Below are 19696 nucleotides of genomic sequence, written 5' to 3'. Positions count from 1 at the left end.
TGATCTCTACGTGATCGAATGACCTTTCAGGTCCCCCATGCGCAGGCCGGCGCCGCAGCTCCTGCCGCCAAAGACAACCAAACAAGCGATCCCGCCCTAGGAACTTCGTTGAGAACTCTATTCTTCACATTGACCGCACATTACTCTCTGTTGCATAATGATGTAAGAGGGGGCTAGGGCTTTTGAAAGAAATTTCCAGATCAGCAGCGTGAACCGAAAGGCCTGCTAGTGGAGGTTGTTAGCCGCTTAAACATACATCGTTTGAACGCTAATCGTTTTAAGTCCAATCTCTCAATTGCTGTCGTCAAATAGAGTTCTATCGACTTTCCCTATTCCTTGGACGGAGGAATCTACCATGGCCGCGACTAATTTGTTCGACGAGCGCCGCCGCGCGGTCATGATTGCGGCTGCAAAACGATGGAAAGCGCAGCCGCCAACGCCTGCGACGACGCAAGTGACGCCATCGGAACAGGCGCGCTACGACGCTCGCCGTTCGAGCTTTGATCAGGCGAGCGAGCTGAAGGCACAAGGCCGTCTTCCGGTGTTCGTCGAGCGGAAGATGGGCCCTACCCTTGACTGGTTCACCTTGCCGCCAGACGATGCTGCCCGAGCCGCTGGCCGGCCGGTCGCGCGCATCGTGGCCAACGTCGATCCGAAGGTCGATCCGGTCGGGTTTGCGACCGGGTTCATGGTTTCACCTAACGTTCTTCTGACCAACTGGCACGTATTTCCGGATCCCGGCTCGGTACGAGGAACCGGCGCCAACTTTCTTCATGATGAGACGGCATCGGGTGTCGCCCGCGGCATCATTTTCGAGTTTGATCCGGACGCCCTTTTCTTCTCGGCGGAGGATCTCGATTTCGCGCTCGTCGCGGTGAAGCCGAAGGCGATCACCGGCGAGCTTCTCTCCTCTGTCAACTTCCTGGCGATCAATGGATCGCGGTCAAAGATCCTACCTGGAATGCCGATCCGGATGATCGAATATCCTGACGGCGGGCCAAAACGCTATGCGATGCAGAATTGCCGGCTGCTTGAGCTGCGGGACGACGGTTTCCTCCGGTACGAGACCGACACCGAGGAAGGATCATCGGGCTCCGCCTGCTATTCGGAAATGTGGGAGGTCGTCGGTTTGCACCACGCCTCCATCCCAAAAATGCGTGGCAACACGATCCTCAACAAGGACGGTTCTCCGTGGTCACCTGGGCAACCAGACGACGGAATAGACTGGATCGCTAACGAGGGTGTGCGGATAAGCGCATTGGTCAAGGCCTTCGGCGGGCTTGTGCCGACCACGCCCGCCTCCAAGCATCTTTTGGACGAATTGCTGGCCAACACGACCGATCCTACCGATGAGGTCGCGAAGCTAGCGACGCCTCGCGCGCCAGAAGCGCTGCTACAACCTGATCCCTCCAAAATTTTCGCAAACACGAAAGGAAACGTGATGGGCGGCGTTACCATGAATTTTTCCGGACCAGTGACGATTTTCGTTGGTAGCGGCGGGCCGGCATCACAGCTTCCTCAGGCGACGGCCGAGATCGCGGGAGACGAGGCGCTCGAGAAAGCACTTCGCTTCGACCCCAATTACGACGATCGAGAAGGCTACAACCCTGATTTCCTCGAAAACGATATCACCGTGCCGCTGCCTCGCATTTCGCAGGAGCGGGACCAGGAGATGTATAAGGAAAATGGCCAGACCGTCGTGCTCAAGTACCATCACTTCAGCCTGGCAATGAACGCTTCCCGGCGAATGCAGATGTGGTCAGCGGTTAACGTCGATTACGATGCATCGAAAAGGACCTCCAGCGGCCGCGCCTTCTTCGGTCTAGATCGTTGGGTGTTTGACCCGCGAATCCCGCAGCAATACCAGTTGGGTGATCCCGATATCTACGCGCCCGCCAAGCAAATTGACCGGGGCCATATCGTGCGCAGGGAAGACAATGCCTGGGGCGATACGCCGACGGAAATCGAGTTTGCCAATTCCGACACGTTTCACTTCTCAAATTGCACGCCGCAGCACGCCGCCTTCAACCGCTCCCAACCGGGAAAGCAATGGCCGGGAGTTCAAGGCTTGTGGGGCGGCTTCGAAAATCACATTCAACGCGACTTGCAATCCGGTGACACGCGCGCCTGCATCATAGCGGGACCGATCTTGGACGCGAACGATCCGTCTGAGGATTTTGGGACCGGCGTCGTGCAGTATCCACTTGTCTTTTGGAAAGTGGTTGCGGTCTCGGCACGCGATACCAACGGGCGCCGGTCACTACGCACCTACGGCTTCAGGCTTTCCCAAAAGGATGTCGTCGACCGGTTCGGAGTGGAATTCGCGCCCGGCGAGTATGCACGCTACCAAGTCGCCCTGTCAGCCATAAGCGACGAGGCCGGCGTTATTTTTGACGATGTCCTCTTGCGCGCCGATACACACGCCGAGGCGTAACGAGGCACTCGGCGTGGCAGCGACGGCCAGCTGTCGCATATTATAATCGCGTCGGTCCAGAAGGCCGCCGCTCACGCGGCGGCTGCTTCGGAGGCGCTGAAACGCGACAGATAGTCTACGGCGCGCTGCGCGTGTGCCGCGGCGGCGAAGATCGCTCGCTTGTCCCCCTTCAGCACGGACAGCCAGTGACCGATATATGCGGCGTGGTCGTCGCGATCCTCGAGGCGCAGCCCCAGGTCGGCGCAAAGGAACGCGGCGCCCAACTCGGCGACAAGCTCCTCAAGGGAATAGCCGTCGTCTCCGAACCGCTTGCCGCCGAGATCACGGTCAAGGCGCGTGGCGTGCCGGGTCCAATGTGTCGATTCGTGGGCAATTGTTGCATAGTACGCCTGCGCATCCCGGAAGGCCTCGAAGGCGGGCATTTGGATAAAGTCGAGAGCCGGGCTGTAGTAGGCGCAGTCGCCGCCGTGACGGATATCCGCGCGCGTCGCGGCGAAGAAGGCTTCGGCATGGGCAATTCGCTCATCCGGGTTGCGGACATTTTCGGCGCGGGCATAGAAGTGAGCGGGCAGATCGTCGACCTGCTCGACATTGAAGACCGTGTAGGCCTTCAGGAACGGGATGAAGCGCTCGGCCTCATCGCCGGTGGCCTCGTCGGTCTCGGTGCGCCGCAGGGTGTCGGCATACACGACGGGAGAGCCCTTTTCGCCCTTGCGGACACGACCGCCCAGCTCGATGGCCTGCTTGAAGGTCATCCAGATCGGCGCGGCATAGCGCCCGGTCATCGCCGAGGCCCAGAGCGTCAGGACGTTAATGCCGGCATAGGGCTGGCCGTTGTGGCGAAGCGGCCGGGAGACGTGGCCGGCGGCATGGGCGGCACTCCAAGGCTGCGTCCAGGGTTTTACGCCCTGCTCAAGGGCTTCGATGATCTGGTTGGTGATGCGGCTGTAGACGTCCTGCCGCGGGGTTTCGTTGGTGTCTGACATGACCTTGCTCCTTTTGCGTCGGGTTTTTCTCAAGACGCGGAGAAGCAGGGCCGGGCGATTGAGCCGGCCGGTCAGGCCCTAACACGGTCCCGCCTCTTCCCGGCGGGAGTGGTGCGGGCGGGGTTTGACCGGGCGGCGCGCCTGGCCGATTTCGCGGAAAAGATTGAGAAAAACCGCTGCAATGGGCAGATCGCCGGAGCGCCGACCCGCGCGGCAGGGAACGAGATAGGAAGCGCTACTGCAAAAATCAGGCAGCACGCGCGTCAAGGCAAATGGACGTTCTATGAGAGATGAACACTGCCACAGCCGTTTTCAGGTACGACAACGAGCCCATGGCTGGCCTGTGCGACTGGGAAAACGACGACGATCTGGGCGAGAGCACCGGGCTTGCGTCAGTTGCACCCGATACGAGGATCACCGGAGAGAAGATCGCATGGATGTGGGAGAACGCCAAAAACGGTCCTGTGGCCTTCCGCAACGCCCTTGCGATGTCCTTTCGAGTATGACCGGGAGGCAACGCCACCACGAGCCAAAGGCGTTAGCTGGAACAAGAGGGCGGCGGCCATATTGACAGCTGTGATAGCGCAACCATGACCAAAAGCACCCTCGCCTATATCAATCCGGCCATCCTGCGATGGTCGGGGAACAGGCCCGCCTCAGCCCGGAAGCGGCGGCCGAGGGGATTGGCATATCGCCGACAAGCTGCAGGCCTGCGAGGCCCGCGACAAGCACCTGACCTTCCGCAGTTCCTGGCCGCGGCGAACTTCTACAAGCGCGCACCCAATCTTCTATCTGAATGAGCCTCCTACAGGATGTCAGCCTTTGCGGCGCCTCCGCGAGACGCTCAGGTCTGGAATGGGGCGATCCGGGGGGTCTATAACGGCCGTTCAATATGAGACCGGCAACTACGGTTACATGAAAGTTACATGACAGGAACCGACGAGACTGAATACCATGCCATCCATTTGAAAAACTTGGCGCACCCGGCGCGATTCGAACGCACGACCCCTTCCTTCGGAGTGCCTCCAGGCTAATATTACCACAATATTGAAATATGTAATCATTTGTTATTTCGTCATTTTATGGACATCCGTATCAATCATTACTTCACTTCTCATGTAAAATTTGCTATAAATCGGTTACATGGAAGTTACATGAAATGCCCAAGATATTTTTGACAGACGATGTTGTTTTCGAAGCGATTTGCCCGGCTGACAAGGATCAGGAACTCTATTGGGATCACGCCGTCGCCGGCAACGGCCAAATTCGCAACGGATCGGTGGCCGGCCTTGGGCTCCGCGTTACCGTTCTTGGTCACAAGTCCTTCGTCCATGCCTACCAATTCAACGGAAGGCGCTGTCGGAAGGTTCTGGGCTCGACGTCTACGATGAGCGTCGCCTCTGCCCGTCTGGCGATCGTTGAACGAGACCAGCAGCTCAAGGCCAGCAAAGACCCTGACCTGGATCGGATCGACACACGCCACAAGCATTTCCTCACCGTACGCGAGGCCATTGACCAATACTGGGAAAGCCACGTCAGCGGCCTATCCGCTGGCTATCGCTATAACTTCGCGATTTTCGTGGCTCACTGGCTGCGGCCGGCGCCCAAGGTGGCCAGCCGCCGCGGGTATAACAGCAAGCGGCTATACAAGGATTTCGGCACGATGTTTGCCGACCGGCCGCTTACAGCCATCAAGCCCATCCATATCGAGGAATTCCAGAGGCAGTTCACCTCCCCGTACGTGTTCAACAGCGCTCTTCGCCACGTTCTGGCTCTCTACAATTGGGCCATCCGCATGCAGTTGGTGGACATGCGCAACCCGTGCACGCCAATCCGTGCGCGCAAGCAGATCCGACGTCGCCGCAATTATTCCACCGAACAGATACGGCAGATTGCGGCGCATATCTTCTATCCGGTGTACGAGGCGGTGCCGGAAATCAACCATCTGGAAGGGCCTGCCAAGCGAAACATGGCGCTGGTCAAGGGCCAGATGGCGACCGCCAACGACCAGATGCAGGAACTCTGCAACTACATGGGGATTCTGTTCCTGACGATGGCCCGTCCCAGCGACCTCAACAAGGCCGAGTTCAGCCACTTCGACCTCGAGCAGCTCGTCTGGCACAAGCACAACACCAAAGGCATCCAGTTGTCGCGCTCGCTCTATGAATATGCCTATCGCTCGGTGCCCATCCATTCCCGGGTTGCTGCCATGGTTCGGGCGCAACGTGCCCGCTGGCCGGAAAGTACGCTGCTGTTCCCGTCCCATACCGATCATACTCGGCCCCGCGATAACTTCCGCAAGGGGCTGGACCGGTTCAAGGCCCTCCCCGGCGTGCCGGCGTATTTCCAGCTGTATGACCTCAAGCGGATTGCGATTTCGCTGATGCTGACGGGTCAGGGCGTATCGCACGAGGCGATCTCCCACTATGTGGACCACAAGGGCAATCTCGAAACGACCATGATCTACGACCTCGGCCTCGTGGATCCGCTGCGCCCGGTCACCGAACGGCTTGGCGTCCTGCTCGGCATCTAACGCTTGACGTCATTTTTTGGTTATGAGGCAATGGCCTTGCGGCGACCTTCACCCGCGACAATCCAACAATGAAAGCCTTTGCCCATGGAAGCCATGCAGGCGCTTGTGCTGACCAGTGCCCAGTTGCGCGAGATGCTGACGCAAGCCGCCCGGGAAGGCGCGAACTTAGCCGTCGCGTCCATGCGTGCGGAACTCCATCAGACGCCCGACGACGCCACTTTGCAAAAGCTCCGCGCCTACCTGACGGACCCGGCCTCTATTGCTAGCCCACAAGACCATTGGGCGCATAGCGGCCTCCTCTGCCAGATTGAACCGACGCCGCGCGGCAAGCCGAAATCCACATCGTGGTTTATGAAGTTCTGCCGAGAGACTGGCCTGAATGAGTGCTGTACCCGCCAAAGTCCCGCCTATGGCCGACGGCGGGAATGGACATTTGCGGACATCAAGCTGGCATGGGATGCTTACTACCGCAAACGGTAAGGGGGAAGCGGAAGTGGCAATCGAGGAAGGCAAGTATCCGGGCGAGTTGGCCTCCCCGCAGCAGATTCACGAGTTGGCAGAAGAATACCGAAAGGCGGCACACCAGCTCCTTCCCCTCGGCCGGCCCGGCAAGCCACTCACCCGAGCGCCGTTCAGATTGTCCGCAATCCATGCCATCGAACTTTACCTGACCGCATTGTTGCTCCACCGTGGGCACAATCCCAATCAGATCCGCAAAATGCACCACGACCTGTCGGCGCGGACGGAACACACTCTGGCAGCGGGGCTGCAACTTCGCGGGAAAACCGCCAAGCATCTTCAGTCCCTGAGCCAGAACCGGGAATATCTTGTCACCCGCTATGGGCCCGAGCTCGCCACAACCGTCTCACAGATCAACCGCCTAACCGCCACCCTGGAAGAGGTGGCGGCAAAGGTCACGGTCCTGATCGCGAAGTCCCCCAGGCAGCAGTTAGAGCCAACTGCCGCCGGAAAGGCTCAAGTCCGAGACTCGGCAGCCTCGTTGTCTGCGGCACCCGCCAGCTGAGCGACATGAGGCATCAGAAATACATCAACGAGGTACGCGGCGTGGTCCAGTGAGATCGGCAGCATGGATGCGGTGATTTCATTGTCGATATAACTCTCGGCATCCCAATAGCTCCGAGTGAGATCCTCATTGGCCGGCTCCATCCGTTCGATAGTCCTTTCGAAAGCGACGTTAGCGGCATCGATAAGCACGGTACGGTCGGCACCGGCCACTGGCAGGGACGTAATAACGGCATGGGAATCCATGACGACTGTTTCCTTTATGGAAGGGCGGTCTCTTGCCTCAGCATTTTCGGTCGCCAGGCCGATGCTGGTTTTTCGTGTGGTGGCCAATCAAGCGCCAGGCGCCACCTTATGCTCACATGCGCATCGCCAGAATACGCCGGATTTGGCAGGGTTCAATCGTAAGCGCGAATTCCCCTGCACGTCGCCGCCGCCCTTTCAACGACGGTCGCTTTCAGACGGACGCGTCCGGGCGGATCAGGCTGCAGCGGTTTTGGCGAAGTTGAAGGGCAGCAGGTCGTCGATATCAGTATCGACAGCGCGTCGAGGCAGTTCGGTGAGAACGTGGCGCAACCATGCGAGCGGCTCGACGCGTGAGGCGCGGCAGGTCAGCGCCAAGCTGTAGACGATGGCGCTGGCCTTGGCTCCGTCGACGGTATCGCTGAACAGCCAACTTTTCCGGCCGGTGGCAAAGATTCTGATATCGCGTTCGAGAAGGTTGTTGTCGATCGGCATGCTGCCGTCCTCGGTGTAGCGCGTCAGATAGTCCCACTGGTTCAGGGTGTAGGACACGGCGTCGCCGAGCTTGCTGTCAGGCAAGACCTTCGGGGCGATGTCGTCGAGCCATGCCTTGAGAGCATTGAGGATGGGGACACTATGTTGCTGGCGGAAGCGGCGGATGCGGTGATCTCGCGTTTCGCCGTCGTCGGCGATTTCGTTCCGCGCCTGCCTTTCAACCCGGTAGAGCTGTTCGAAGAACCGGAGCGCCTGTTCCGGCGGCCCGCCGCCCTTCTTTCTCGTCTTGAGTGCGTCGACGAAGCGCCGCCTCGAATGGGCCATGCATCCAAGATGCGTTGCCCCTTCCAGCGTGCGCCAGGCGGAATAACCGTCGCTCATCACTATGCCGCGGTAATCGCCGAGGAAGGCCTGCGGGTGTATCTGGCCGCGGCCCGGCTGATAATCGAGCAGCACGATCGGCTCGTCACTGTCCCCGCCGCTCCGGTATGCCCACATGTACGAGGTGCTGGTGGCCTCTCGGTCCTTTTCCTTCAGGACCTGGACCGTGGTCTCGTCACCATGGATGAGGGGCTGCGATCTGAGCCGCAGCTTCAGCGCGTCATAGATGCGGGAGAGATGCTTTTCGCTCGAGCCGATCACCCAGTGGCCCAGAGCGCCTCGGCTGACAGGGACACCTGCGCGCTCGAAGGCCTGCGCCAGGCGGTAGAGCGGTGTGCCGTCGACATACTTATGAACGAGTGCGAAGGCCAGCGTCGAGGCCGTAGCGATGCTGCCCGGCAAAGGTTGCGTGGGCATCGGCGCGATCAAGACCGGCGTGTTGATCCCGGTGCGCTCGCAATGACGGCAAGCATATTTGAACCGCACATTCTGCAACACCTTCGCCTTCACCTCGATATGAAGTTGCTCGGTAACGGTCTCGCCCATGCGATGCATCTGGCCGGCGCAGCAAGGACACACCTTCTGATCGTCGGGAAGGTCATACTCGACACGCTCGCGCGGCAGGTTTTCCGGCAAGGCCTTGCGGCCGCGCTTCTTTCCGGTCTTGCTTTCGACCACTGGCAATCCAGTATCCGGAAGGTCGGCGACATCGTCATTGTCGCTGTCGGCGTCATCCTCATCCGCGGCCTGTTCGGCTTCATTGAAGAGACGATCAATGTGCTTTTCGCTCTTCGGCGCAAAACGATGCAGCCGCGCAAGCGCCAGCTCTTCCTCGAGTTTGACGACGCGTTCGACGAGTTGACGGTTCTCCGCCTGCAGCGCAGCAATGCGCGCCGTCAACTCTTCAACAGTCGGTTCGCCGGGTCGATCCATCAGATTCTTGAATCGAAAGCATGCCGTCGCGTCAACCGCTCAATTCGAGAGCCCTCAACCGGCAACCTGATATTGCCGCACCGGATGGCGGACCATCGCATCGATATCGATGCCGTCGAGGATCCAATGCAATTGCTCGGTCGTAAGCGTGACCACCGTTGCCTCGCGGCGCGGCCACCGGAACTTGTCCTCGGTCAGCCGCTTCAGGACCAGCACGAAGCCCGACCGATCGAAGAACAGGAGCTTCATCCGGTCGCGACGGCGATTGCAGAACGCAAAAACCGCCGCAGCAAACGGATCGAGCGCCATCGTCTCTTGGACCAGAACCGCAAGGCTGTTGATCCCGGCCCTGAAGTCGATCGGCTCGCGGTGCAGGTAGACTTTCAGGTCAGCGCCCAGTCTGAACATGACCCAGCGCTCCGATGATCGCCGTCAACGCATCCACATCACCGCATTCCAGCGTCAACTTCACGCCGTTCGGCAGCAACGCGCTCATCTTGGCTGGAGAGGGAAAAGATGCAGCCCTTTTGGGTTCCGCCCCACGCACTTCATCATAGGTCGCCGGCAAGTCCACCGCAGCCATGCTGCTGTGTCGCGACAGGGCCCGATCGGCAGCACTTTCAATCTGAACCGGGATGAACGCCGGTGGCGAGGACGGCGGGAGGGACTGGGACTCCCTGCGCTTCTTTATCCACTTCCGAAGAAGGTTCGCATTGACCCCATGTTCGAGCGCAAGCCTCGATACCGAAACGCCAGGCTCGAGGCAGGCCGCGACAAGACGGTCCTTCGATGCGGGGTCGTATCGGCGTCGCATGTTCCGACCGACAAGTCTCACCAGCAGTTTCTGATCATCTTCTTCCATAACTTGGTGTCCACCTATTTTGGTGGACACCTCATGCATCAACCCACTCAATGGCAAAAGGTGCGGGGAAATTCGCGCTTACGTTCAATCGAAAGCGGATGCCACGCTACCGAAAGTTCGATTCCGCCCATCCTCGGATACTCCCGGGGGTGGCACCTGTGCCCGTTGCCGTGCCCGTCGGCACTGAAGCCGTCTTGGATGCTAATGAAGGAACGCTGACCGTGCTATCAGCCTTCCAGTAACGTCTTGGAGGGCTGCGGTCCTCGATCTGTGGGTTTAGGCTGCAAGCAGCCACCGCATGCTCGCGCAGTTGGAGCTCTTTTTGCATGCATGACCGACGCTACCGCAAGACGGCGCTTGGCGGTGCATCGCTTCCTTCCCGCTCCGCGACGCGGGTTAGTCCAATATCCATTATGTTAAATGGCGGAAACAGACTGCTCTCATTCGGAGTTGTCGGCGATTGAAATGCAATCCCCCGCCTCACGCCTGCCAGCGTGGCATGCGGCGATCGAAGAAAGCCGCGATTCCTTCGGCGGCATCGGTCGATTCCCACGTATCGGCCAGCATAGCGATCGTGTCACCGATCACGGCGTGGTCGATAGCGGGCCCGAGTTGGCGCGCAAGCGCCTTGGCGGCGGCGACGGCCTGCGGCGAGGCCGAGCGATAGGGTCGGATCTCGGCCTCGACGGCCGCTTCCAAGTCGGCTAGAGGCACGGCGCGGGAAAGCAGTCCGAGTTCGCTGGCTTCATTGGCGTTGAATATCTTGCCTGACATGAAGACTCGCCGCGCCCGGCCCTCCCCCATCCGAGCCAGGACATATGGAGAGATCGTCGCGGGGATGAGGCCTAGTCTGACCTCGGTGAAGCCGAACTTCGCGGTGTCGACTGCGATCGCGACGTCGCAGACGCTCATTAGGCCGAGACCGCCGCCGAATGCTTCGCCGTTGATGCGGCCGATCAGCGGCTTGGGTAGTTCGTTGAGCGCGCGCAGAGCCAGGGCCAGCTTCCTGGCCTCGGCGATTCGCTCGTCACGCGCGGCGGACGCCAGCGCCCGCATCCAGGCGAGATCGGCACCGGCACAGAAGCTATCCCGCTCGCCCGTCAGGACCACCGCTCGCACGTTGTCGTCATTGGCGAGCAGTTCGGCGGCGGCCGCAAGCTCGGCGATCATCTGTCCCGACATGGCGTTGTGCTTGTCCGAGCGGGCGAGGGTCAACGTAGAGACGCCGATCTCGTCAGTTGTGACGCGGATGGTCTCGAAGTTCATGGCCGCCCCCCTCTCAGGCTGTCCGCGAAGCGGGCCGCCGCCCCTAGTCGCTCGATATCGAGGCCCGTCTCATAGCTTTTGTCGGCTAGCATTGCGGCGACGGAGAGGGTGTCCACATTGCCCTTCGCACCGGGGGCGAAAGGACAGCCGCCCAGGCCTCCAACCGCCGCGTCGAAGGTGCGCAAGCCCTTCTCCAAGCTTACGAGGATGTTATCGAGGGCCCAACCCCGCGTGTCGTGGTAATGTCCGGCAAGCCTCTCGGCCGGCACCTCTTCCAACGCGGTATCGAGCATGGCAGCGATGGTGGCAGGGGTCCCTTGCCCGATTGTGTCGCCAAGCGAAATCTCATAGCAGCCCATCGCGAGGAGTTGGGCCGCAACCCTCACGGCGGCAGCCGGTGGTATCGGCCCTTCGTAAGGACAGTCGGTGACGCAGGAGACATAGCCCCGCACCGGAATGCCGTCGGCGGAAGCCGCAGCGAGCACGGGGCGGAACCGCTCGAGGCTCTCGGCAATCGAGCAGTTGATGTTCTTATGGCTGAAGGTTTCGGAGGCCGAGGCGAACACGGCGATCTCGTCAGCGTTGGCCGCCCGCGCCGCTTCGTAGCCCTTCAAGTTGGGGACCAGCCCCGCGTAGACGACGCCGGGCGCACGGCGAATGCCGGCCATAACCCCTGCAGCGTCAGCCATCTGCGGCACCCACCTCGGCGACACGAAGGAGGTTGCCTCGATCTTCTGCAAGCCGCAGTTTGACAGCATGTCAATAAGTCGAATCTTTTCAGCAGCCGGCACGAGGCGCCCCTCGTTTTGGAGCCCGTCGCGTGCCGACATCTCGAAAATGCGAACGAATTTGCCCATCGGCTAGGCCTTTGGCTGAAAATAAGCGATTTAATCATCGGCAACCAAAGGATCGCCTGCGTGCACGGCGGCTATTATTTTCCGACCAACCTCACATCCACCGGATAGATACCGCTTTCGTTAGCGATAATCGGGTTGATGTCGAGCTCCGCAAGATTTGCCATTCTCAAGACCGCCATAGACAAGGACGAGATGAAGTTGGCGAGAGATAGCTTGTCGACTCTCGGAAAGTGCCTGAAACCGTCGAGGATCTTCGCAACACGCGTTTCCTCAATCATGTTCAAGGCTTCCTCGGGAGAAACCGGTGCCGCGCGGAAGGTCACGTCTTTGGCCGCCTCAACCAGCACGCCGCCTGAGCCGAACAAGACCACCGGACCGAAAATAGGATCGTTGGTAGCGCCAACGAACAATTCCACACCCCCAACCACCATCGGCGTGACGATAAAGCCTAAGCTTGTCACCGGAGCGGCGTGGGACGCCAGGGCCCCTGCGATATCGGCGGCGGCAGCTCGCGCCGCCTCTCGCGTCACACCGAGACGCACGCCGCCTACATCAGACTTGTGGCTGACCGCCGCCGAATCGACCTTCACCGCGCAAGAAGTTGCGAACCCGGAAACGGCTGCCTCGACGGATTCCGCATCGACAGCAGCCAACCATTGACCAGTGTCCACGCCCAATTTCTGCAGTATCTCGCGAGCCGTCGTCTCTGCCGACAAGCCGTTGGGAACGACCACGCGCGGCCCCCCAGTTGCCAACGTTGCGTTGTGGCTGCTGTGCTTCGAAAGCCAAGTTGCCCTCTCGAAGAGCGCTCTCGCGCCTGCAACAGTCCAATCCAACGAGGTAAAGACTTGCATGCCGCCATTTCGCAAGATCTGGTGGTTCTCAGGCATTCGGCTGGCGTAGCAACTATGGAAAACTAGAGGAAGGCCAGAGGTCTTTTGCAATGCAACGATACGCTCGGCGGCCGAATTCTCAGCTGTCACGAGAGAAGCTTCGAATCTTAAGTGGTACGCTCCAAACATCCCGGATGTCAGAATGAGCCCTACCTCTGGATCTGCCGCCAAGATCTCAATGCATTCCGGAAAGACATCCGGATGGGCATCTATGGCGCTGTAAACGTCGATCGGATTTTCGACACTGGCTTCCTCCCCGAGCACCTTTCTCAACTTAGCTTTGGTTTCCCCAGAAAGAGATGCAAAGGGTACCCCCGCGCGAGATAGAGCATCAACCGCCAGCGTGGCATGTCCACCACCGTCAGCCAGAACCACAATCCCAGCCCCTGGTCTGGGAAGAGGAGTGGTTGCCAGAAGCGCAGCTATCGGAAGCAATTCATCCGAGCGATCGACCAGCGTAACGCCCATTTGCGGCAGCACCCTCAGAGCGATATCGTCAGCGCCAGCAATCGAACCCGTATGAGAAAGCGCCGCCTTTCCACCTTCGTGGGATCGCACTCCTCGGAGCATTACAATCGGACAGCTCTCCGCTACTCGTGCGGCCGAATTCAGAAAACGCCGCCCATCAATGAAACCTTCATTGTAGATCGCAATTGAACGAGTGCTCTTGCGCAGGCAAAGCTCTTCGATCAGTTCGTCATATCCAACATCAGCCTGGTTCCCTAAACCAGCAATGACATCGAAGCCGGGACCGTTAATCGCGCGGCTGTCTTCGAGCACCGTCAAAATCATGTTGCCGCTTTGCGTTAAGACGCTGACGGGTCCCTTTGGCGGCAGTTCCGGCAGGCCGATTAGGTCCGCCTGCACGGTACAGTTTACCATGCCTGACGTGTTGGGCCCAATAATGCGGACCCCGCTTTCTGCTAAGGCGTCACGCAATCTCTTTTCCGTGCTTGCTGCTTGGTCTCCCCGCTCGCCAAACCCATGTGCGACAACAATGGCACCCGCGAGGCCCTTCTTGCCGCACTGGAGAAGAAGATCTGGCACCTCCTCAGCCGGCCGAACTATCACCGCAATATCAACGCCCTCCGGAAGGGCATCAATTTCGGTGACGACGGGCAAACCCAGGATAGTCCCTCCCTTTGGGTTGACCGGAAGGATTGAACAACTGTAGCCGGCCTTTTGCAACGCGCTGATGATCTGATATCCGCGCTTGGAGGGACTTGCAGATGCGCCAATGACCGCGACGGAATGCGGCTCAAGTATGCGGCTCACCGCTGTTGCTTTATTGAGGGCGTCCATTCCTATCTTCCTTCAAACTTGGGGGAGCGGCGTTCGGCAAAAGCTGCGACTCCCTCAGCCCAATCCTTCGTTTCCATGATGGCCAGCACGTCTTCGGCCTCGGCACGGAACAGGCTTTCAGGGCTTTTCGGGAAATTGATCGCCGCCTTAAGGCGGGCCATCGGCAATGGCGCGTTCTTTACGAGTCGCTCCACCAGCGCGGCGGTACGCTCCTCCAGCTGATCCGCTGGCGGAGCCTCGGTTGCCAGGCCAATCTCCAAGCATTTCGCGCCGGTGATCCTGTTGCCCAGCAGCAAAAGACTTGCCGCATTTCTTAATCCAATAAGGCTAGGGAGTCGGACCGTCACACCTCCCCCTACATAAGTGCCAATGGCGACTTCCGGAAACCCGAGCTGGGCATCCTCGGATATGATCAGAAAATCAGCAGAGGTCGCGATTTCCGCTCCGCCCCCGACGGCATAACCATGCACTTGGGCGATAACGGGCGTTTTCATCGTCTGAATCTGTTCGCAAACGCGCTGCCCAAGCGTGATATAAGCCTCGCGCTCACCGCGCGTCCGCTCGCCCGATTTGTGGGCCTTTAGATCGGCACCCGCACAGAATGCCCGACCGTTTCCGGAAAGGACCACACAGCGTATATTTGGGTCTTTATCTGCATACTGCAGGGCATCCAGCGTTTGTTGATAAAGGACTTCGTTGACGGCATTCAGCCGCTCTGGGCGGTTGAAGATAATGTGAAACGCTTGTTTTTCTTGCTTCGTAACAACTTCGTTCATGGATATTCTCTTTGCGGCTGATCCCTCCAGTGTCGCCAAAAAATATTGCGCGTCTAACATTTTTTGAACATAGATTGATCGTGCGAGCGCAATAATCGGTAGGCACTCCGGACATTCGTTGCTGGCGCGGACGGCAGGTCGCGCGCAAAATCCGGGCCGTGACGCCGACAAAAGCCGAAATGTTAGTCACGAGCTTGGCGATCGGCGGTCAAGCAGTTCGGGTTGTCATCCTTCCATGAACGAACATCCGGCGATGTAATCGCCTTCGTGCCACTAGCCGAGAGTGATGTTCAAAGACCGGGCCGCGGCCCTGTGTCGCCTCGCCCCACGATCGCAACCAACACGCAAATACCTGACCAGCCAGGTTTATTAGTGTCCTTTTGCGATCAATCTATACCCAAATAATGTTGGACGCAGTGCCGTAGTACGCGCCAATCATTCCGATCGTGAGAACGAGCCTCACCTGCGGATCGGACGCGATAATGCATTTGGGAAAGATTAGAGGATAAGGAGACTGTATGAGTCGCTCTCGTCAGGGGACGCCAAATTCGATTTTCCGCTTCGATCTTGATGGTGCTGCTGCGATGCCCTTTAAGATCGGACATGTGGAATCGACATATGTGACGATGCGCGACGGCGTGAAACTGGCCTTGGATGTCTCCCGCCCGTTAGACAAGGCTGATCCCAGCACTAGTCTTGATACTATTCTGATCATGACCCGCTACTGGCGCGGGATCAAAGGCCGTCCGTCCAACCACCTTGCCGACCAATTTGTGCCGCACGGTTATGCCGTTGTTGTTGGAGATGTTCGCGGAACCGGAGCCTCTTTCGGAGTGTGGCCTTATCATCGCGCGCGCGATGAGACATTGGATTTCAGCGAAGTGCTCGACTGGATCGTCGCGCAGCCTTGGTCTACCGGCCGCGTCGTAGGCTATGGCTTTTCTTACACCGCCATTACTGCCGACTGGATGGCGGAACGAAACCACGTTGCGCTCAAGGGCATCATTCCACGCTTTCCAGACTACGATCCTTATGAAGATGACTACTTTCCTGGAGGAGTGCCGAATGCCTTCATAGGGCAAACGTGGGGCAATCGGGTCAAAGATCTCGACCGCAATCTGTTGACGCTCGCGGACGGCGAGAAATCGGTGGGCGTGCGTCCAGTCTGCTCGAACGGCGAGGCAGAGCTTCACGCGGCCCTGCGCGATCACGAGCGCGTTCCGTCTGTCTGGGAGGGATTTCGACAGGTGGCGTTTAAGGACGATCGTCCCGCGTCCTGGGGCGGGGCCTCCATGCTTGACTGGAGTATTCAGGAAGTAGCGGACACACTGGATAGCTCAGCGACCCCAACCCAGACCTGGGCGGGGTGGTTCGATGCCGGCACCGCGCAAGGGGCCATTCGTCGTTTCCTGCGACAGTCATATCCGATGAACGTGATCATAGGTCCGTGGAACCATGGCGGCGAGATTCCTTACGACCCCCTCCTCGGCCCCGGTAAGACGATCCTTCCCACGACACCAACGCAGCAGGCAAACGACATCCGTTTCGCGGACGCGTGCTTTAGCGGTCAGGCCGCCGCCGAGCAGGGAAAAGTTCTCCATTACTACACCCTCGGGGAAGGCGTTTGGAAATCGACGCGCTCATGGCCTCCCCGCGCCACCCTCCGTCGGTGGCACATGGCAAATAACTTCAGCCTAAGCGCGTCGCGTGGCGAGATGGGTTTCGACACGCTCCAGGTCGACCCTGCCTTGGGAGATGTCAGATCGAATCGGTGGGCCACTAATAACGACGCGGGCAAGGTAGATTATGGAGATCGGCAACAGTTCGACGCCGCTCGCCTTTGCTACACGAGCGAGCCGTTGACCGGCGATGTCGAGATAACAGGACATATAGTAGTCCATTTGAACATCACGTCGACCCGCGAGGACGGTAACTTTTTCGCCTATCTGGAAGCCGTGAAGCCCGACGGAGTGTCCTGTTACCTCACCGACGGCCAGCTTCGCGCCTTGCACCGAAAGGTGTGGGCGGACTCACCATTCAGCGCGCTGGGAGCACAGCACAGCTACCTGAGACGCGACGCCGAACCGCTTATACCGGGCGAGGCCGCGATCCTGACTTTCACGTTGCATCCGATTTCCGCCCGTGTCCCGGCCGGCTACCGTCTGAGGGTGTGTCTCGCTGGTAGCGACAAGACCACCTTTGCAAATGTTCCCGTCGACGGCGAGCCGCCCATCCTCCAATTTCATCGAGGCCCGGCCGGTTGTTACATCGACCTGCCGATTATCGAGCCTTGAGCAGAAGCCCATATTGTTACAAACTAGGGATCTGCCGAATGGGGAGAGGTCTTCGGCGATCCTGTTCGGCGGTAAACCGAGATATGACGGTTGGATGCATCAGTGAACGCACCTCTCGCCCAATCTCCCCAGCGCTCCGCTAACTCCAGTCCTACGTATTCGGCCATGGTATCGAGCTCCTGGTGAAAAACGTACCGACTACGCTGTGGGAAACGTCTGACCGATGTGCCAGAAAACCAGAGGAGGGTTGAAATCAAGTTCTGGTTAAGTGGGTCGTGAATTGCCGCATTGATGAATGTATTATCGTGATCAACGAGTGTAGTAGAAGTTTTCTGGCCGTTGACGAAACCGGCCAAGGCTGGAACACGCAGTTCTATCACAAAAACTCCCCCCTCACCTAGCGCCTGTGCAGCAGATCTGAGGCAAGCTATTTGCTCTTCACGCCTGGCAAGCAGCGTAAACGTGTTATAAACACAATAGACCAGATCGTAGCGTTGCTCTGGACTGAAATCGGCAATGTCCTCCTTCCAGGCCTTGATCAGACCGGTACGCTTGGCGAGAAGTTTCAACATGCTGTCCGAATTGTCGATACCTTCGACCTTGACGCCGCGCTCGCTCAATGGCACCGCCACGCGCCCGCTGCCTATACCAAGTTCAAGGGCACCCCTTTCGCCGGAAAATCGCTCAAGAAAGGCGGCAGTTTCGTCTGCCTCAGCGACTTTACCTAGCATGCTGGTAATTTGTTCATAGGTTGGAGCCGAATTCTCGTCATAGCCATACTCATTAGACATATTCGATACTCCTGTATTTTTGTATATCCGTCACCAGCAACTGGCCGAAGGGCGACGACGTGCTCAGGGTTTCAAGTGTGTCATCAGAACGGACATTGGACGGCTCCGTTCTTGGGTGAACCTCGCGGCTCAAAGAGCAAGCGCTATGCCAACTAGTCGGATCCAACCGGTGGTGATGCGAAACGAGATCTATGGCGGCGCGTGGCGCATCCGCCGCAGGATTGCGACCAGTTCAGCGACCGACTGGCGATTGTCGGAAACCGCACAAAATTGTGCCGTTGCAGACAGACGGAATCGATAATTGCTCACCCCTCCGCTTGCGGTGGGCGCTGAGGGTTGAGGTTAAACCATAGAGTGGATTGATGATCCGTTGTCGGGCGGTTTTGAGGACGGAGCGGATGTCGGGGTGACGGCCCAGAAGATTAAGAGGTCACTTTGACGGGGGAATTGCCAGCACTGAACGGGCCTCAGCTTCGCGCGTACGCTGACATCGATGCATTCGTCACACACTATTGCGCATCCAACATGATTTAAGTAAAGATCGATCGCGAATGAGGAATAATATCACTCTCAGGCATTTGCGTGCGTTCGTCGCGATCGCGGACCGGGGCGGGTATACCGCTGCAGCCCAGTTTCTGAACGTCTCGCAGTCGGCTTTAAGCCGAACAATTGTGGAGATCGAGGAGGAACTGGACACCCGCCTGTTCGAGCGCACTACAAGGCGGGTCGTTGTCACAGCATCCGGCGAACAGCTTTTAATGAACGCGCGCCGTGTCCTTGAGGAATTCGACAGCGCGATGTCACGGTTCCAGCTTTACCATAGCGGACTGAATGGGGTCGTGAGCCTGGCGGCACTATCGTCGGTCGCGTCCATCATACTGCCAACGGTCATTTCCGAATTCCGGAAAGCCAGACCCAACGTTAGAATATCGGTAAAGGACGGTTTTGCGGAGGAGGTTGTTAATTACGTATCCAACGGACAAGTCGATTTTGGCATCACTTCCTTTCCAAGGGCGAAAGGACGGCTGGTCTGCGAACGGATCGTTGCGGATAGACTGATCTGCATCTGCTCGAAATCTCACAGATTTGCGGACATGGAAACAGTGTCCTGGAACGACTTGGCTGGGGAAGACTTCGTCGCATTCGATCCTTTGAGCAGCATTCGCACGTGTGTGGATCGCGCTTTGCAAATTGCCGAAATTCAACTCGGGACCGTCACAGAGGTTCGTGACGTCGGCGCGGTTGCGGGCCTCGTATCCGCCGATCTAGGCGTATCCGCAGTGCCCAGCCTTGTCCTGCCCATGATGCAGTTTTGCGAATTTGCCCAAAAAAAGTTGGTGGATCCGGTAGTCGAACGCGAGATCTATCTTATCCACGATCCACAGACACCTATGCCTCCGGCTGCCGGAATTCTCATGGAAATGCTGCGGCAGGGAGCAAAGCAGGAATTCAGAATTCCGACCGGAGCCAGATGGTTAGACAAGTCGCAGCCTGATCCCACGAAAAAGAAATAGGAAACGAGCGAAAGCGCACCCGCTATCGTAGATTTCGGAAGAGTTCGGACAGGCCTTGATCGCTGACCGATGGATGGAGTGCTCGGGGTAGCCCCCCGATGTCGACAGGGGTC

At 58.6% G+C, this 19696-nt stretch carries 18 protein-coding genes; 7 read left to right on the top strand and 11 right to left on the bottom strand.

Translation table 11 applies throughout. The features are described 5' to 3' along the window. Positions 1–355 precede the first annotated feature (355 nt). Positions 356–2434: a DNA/RNA non-specific endonuclease gene (locus ACWGTI_RS26305; protein ID WP_454589825.1), complete on the top strand. Its 2079-nt coding sequence runs from the start codon at positions 356–358 to the stop codon at positions 2432–2434. Positions 2435–2505: 71 nt separating this feature from the next. Here ACWGTI_RS26305 and ACWGTI_RS26300 read toward each other — a convergent pair whose 3' ends face one another. Then, positions 2506–3420, bottom strand: a complete 915-nt coding sequence (locus ACWGTI_RS26300; protein WP_454589824.1) for an ArdC family protein — start codon at positions 3418–3420, stop codon at positions 2506–2508. A gap of 290 nt (positions 3421–3710) precedes the next feature. Between ACWGTI_RS26300 and ACWGTI_RS26295 the strand changes: the two genes are divergently transcribed. Next, positions 3711–3926, top strand: coding sequence for a hypothetical protein (locus ACWGTI_RS26295; protein ID WP_454589823.1), 216 nt, complete (start codon positions 3711–3713; stop codon positions 3924–3926). Between the two features lie 644 nt (positions 3927–4570). On the opposite strand, the gene ACWGTI_RS26290 is transcribed toward ACWGTI_RS26295, so the two are convergent. Continuing rightward, the gene (locus ACWGTI_RS26290; RefSeq protein WP_454589822.1) at positions 4571–4753 is read right to left on the bottom strand and encodes a hypothetical protein; all 183 of its coding nucleotides are present in this window, start codon (positions 4751–4753) and stop codon (positions 4571–4573) included. Between the two features lie 54 nt (positions 4754–4807). Between ACWGTI_RS26290 and ACWGTI_RS26285 the strand changes: the two genes are divergently transcribed. The 3 genes from ACWGTI_RS26285 to ACWGTI_RS26275 all read left to right on the top strand — a co-directional run bounded on the left by ACWGTI_RS26285 (position 4808) and on the right by ACWGTI_RS26275 (position 6977). Then, positions 4808–5953 carry a tyrosine-type recombinase/integrase gene (locus ACWGTI_RS26285; RefSeq protein ID WP_454589821.1) on the top strand — a complete coding sequence of 382 codons (1146 nt, stop codon included), beginning with the start codon at positions 4808–4810 and terminating at the stop codon, positions 5951–5953. Positions 5954–6037: 84 nt separating this feature from the next. Continuing rightward, on the top strand, positions 6038–6433 hold the full coding sequence (locus ACWGTI_RS26280) for a hypothetical protein (RefSeq protein WP_454589820.1): 396 nt from the start codon (positions 6038–6040) through the stop codon (positions 6431–6433). Between the two features lie 13 nt (positions 6434–6446). Further along, positions 6447–6977, top strand: a complete 531-nt coding sequence (locus ACWGTI_RS26275) for a hypothetical protein (protein WP_454589819.1) — start codon at positions 6447–6449, stop codon at positions 6975–6977. Here the strand turns inward: ACWGTI_RS26275 and ACWGTI_RS26270 are convergent. The 8 genes from ACWGTI_RS26270 to ACWGTI_RS26235 all read right to left on the bottom strand — a co-directional run bounded on the left by ACWGTI_RS26270 (position 6929) and on the right by ACWGTI_RS26235 (position 14984). Then, positions 6929–7222 (bottom strand): hypothetical protein, encoded by a 294-nt coding sequence (locus ACWGTI_RS26270; protein WP_454589818.1) that lies wholly within the window; start codon positions 7220–7222, stop codon positions 6929–6931. The genes ACWGTI_RS26275 and ACWGTI_RS26270 overlap by 49 nt on opposite strands. A gap of 234 nt (positions 7223–7456) precedes the next feature. After that, complete coding sequence (gene tnpC / locus ACWGTI_RS26265; RefSeq protein ID WP_454589817.1) at positions 7457–9028, bottom strand: IS66 family transposase; 1572 nt, start codon at positions 9026–9028, stop codon at positions 7457–7459. A gap of 54 nt (positions 9029–9082) precedes the next feature. Further along, on the bottom strand, positions 9083–9436 hold the full coding sequence (gene tnpB, locus ACWGTI_RS26260) for an IS66 family insertion sequence element accessory protein TnpB (RefSeq protein ID WP_059185244.1): 354 nt from the start codon (positions 9434–9436) through the stop codon (positions 9083–9085). Next, positions 9417–9890 carry an IS66-like element accessory protein TnpA gene (gene tnpA / locus ACWGTI_RS26255; RefSeq protein ID WP_454589816.1) on the bottom strand — a complete coding sequence of 158 codons (474 nt, stop codon included), beginning with the start codon at positions 9888–9890 and terminating at the stop codon, positions 9417–9419. Before tnpA ends, tnpB begins: the two co-directional genes overlap by 20 nt. Before the next feature lie 480 nt (positions 9891–10370). Beyond that, positions 10371–11156, bottom strand: coding sequence for a crotonase/enoyl-CoA hydratase family protein (locus ACWGTI_RS26250; RefSeq protein ID WP_454589815.1), 786 nt, complete (start codon positions 11154–11156; stop codon positions 10371–10373). Next, positions 11153–12013, bottom strand: coding sequence for a hydroxymethylglutaryl-CoA lyase (locus ACWGTI_RS26245; protein WP_454589814.1), 861 nt, complete (start codon positions 12011–12013; stop codon positions 11153–11155). The genes ACWGTI_RS26250 and ACWGTI_RS26245 overlap by 4 nt, the downstream gene beginning before the upstream one ends. A 74-nt stretch (positions 12014–12087) precedes the next feature. Next, the gene (locus tag ACWGTI_RS26240; RefSeq protein ID WP_454589813.1) at positions 12088–14208 is read right to left on the bottom strand and encodes an acetate--CoA ligase family protein; all 2121 of its coding nucleotides are present in this window, start codon (positions 14206–14208) and stop codon (positions 12088–12090) included. 2 nt (positions 14209–14210) lie between these two features. Continuing rightward, positions 14211–14984, bottom strand: coding sequence for an enoyl-CoA hydratase/isomerase family protein (locus ACWGTI_RS26235; protein ID WP_454589812.1), 774 nt, complete (start codon positions 14982–14984; stop codon positions 14211–14213). Between the two features lie 518 nt (positions 14985–15502). On the opposite strand from ACWGTI_RS26235, the gene ACWGTI_RS26230 reads away from it, so the two are divergent. Continuing rightward, complete coding sequence (locus ACWGTI_RS26230; RefSeq protein ID WP_454589811.1) at positions 15503–17278, top strand: CocE/NonD family hydrolase; 1776 nt, start codon at positions 15503–15505, stop codon at positions 17276–17278. Between the two features lie 23 nt (positions 17279–17301). Here ACWGTI_RS26230 and ACWGTI_RS26225 read toward each other — a convergent pair whose 3' ends face one another. Then, positions 17302–18069, bottom strand: coding sequence for a class I SAM-dependent DNA methyltransferase (locus ACWGTI_RS26225; protein WP_454589810.1), 768 nt, complete (start codon positions 18067–18069; stop codon positions 17302–17304). A gap of 551 nt (positions 18070–18620) precedes the next feature. Between ACWGTI_RS26225 and ACWGTI_RS26220 the strand changes: the two genes are divergently transcribed. Beyond that, the gene (locus ACWGTI_RS26220) at positions 18621–19583 is read left to right on the top strand and encodes a LysR family transcriptional regulator (RefSeq protein WP_454589809.1); all 963 of its coding nucleotides are present in this window, start codon (positions 18621–18623) and stop codon (positions 19581–19583) included. Positions 19584–19696: the final 113 nt, after the last annotated feature.

This window comes from Mesorhizobium sp. ArgA1 (genome assembly GCF_053714375.1).
This window is presented reverse-complemented; position numbering and strand designations above follow the sequence as displayed.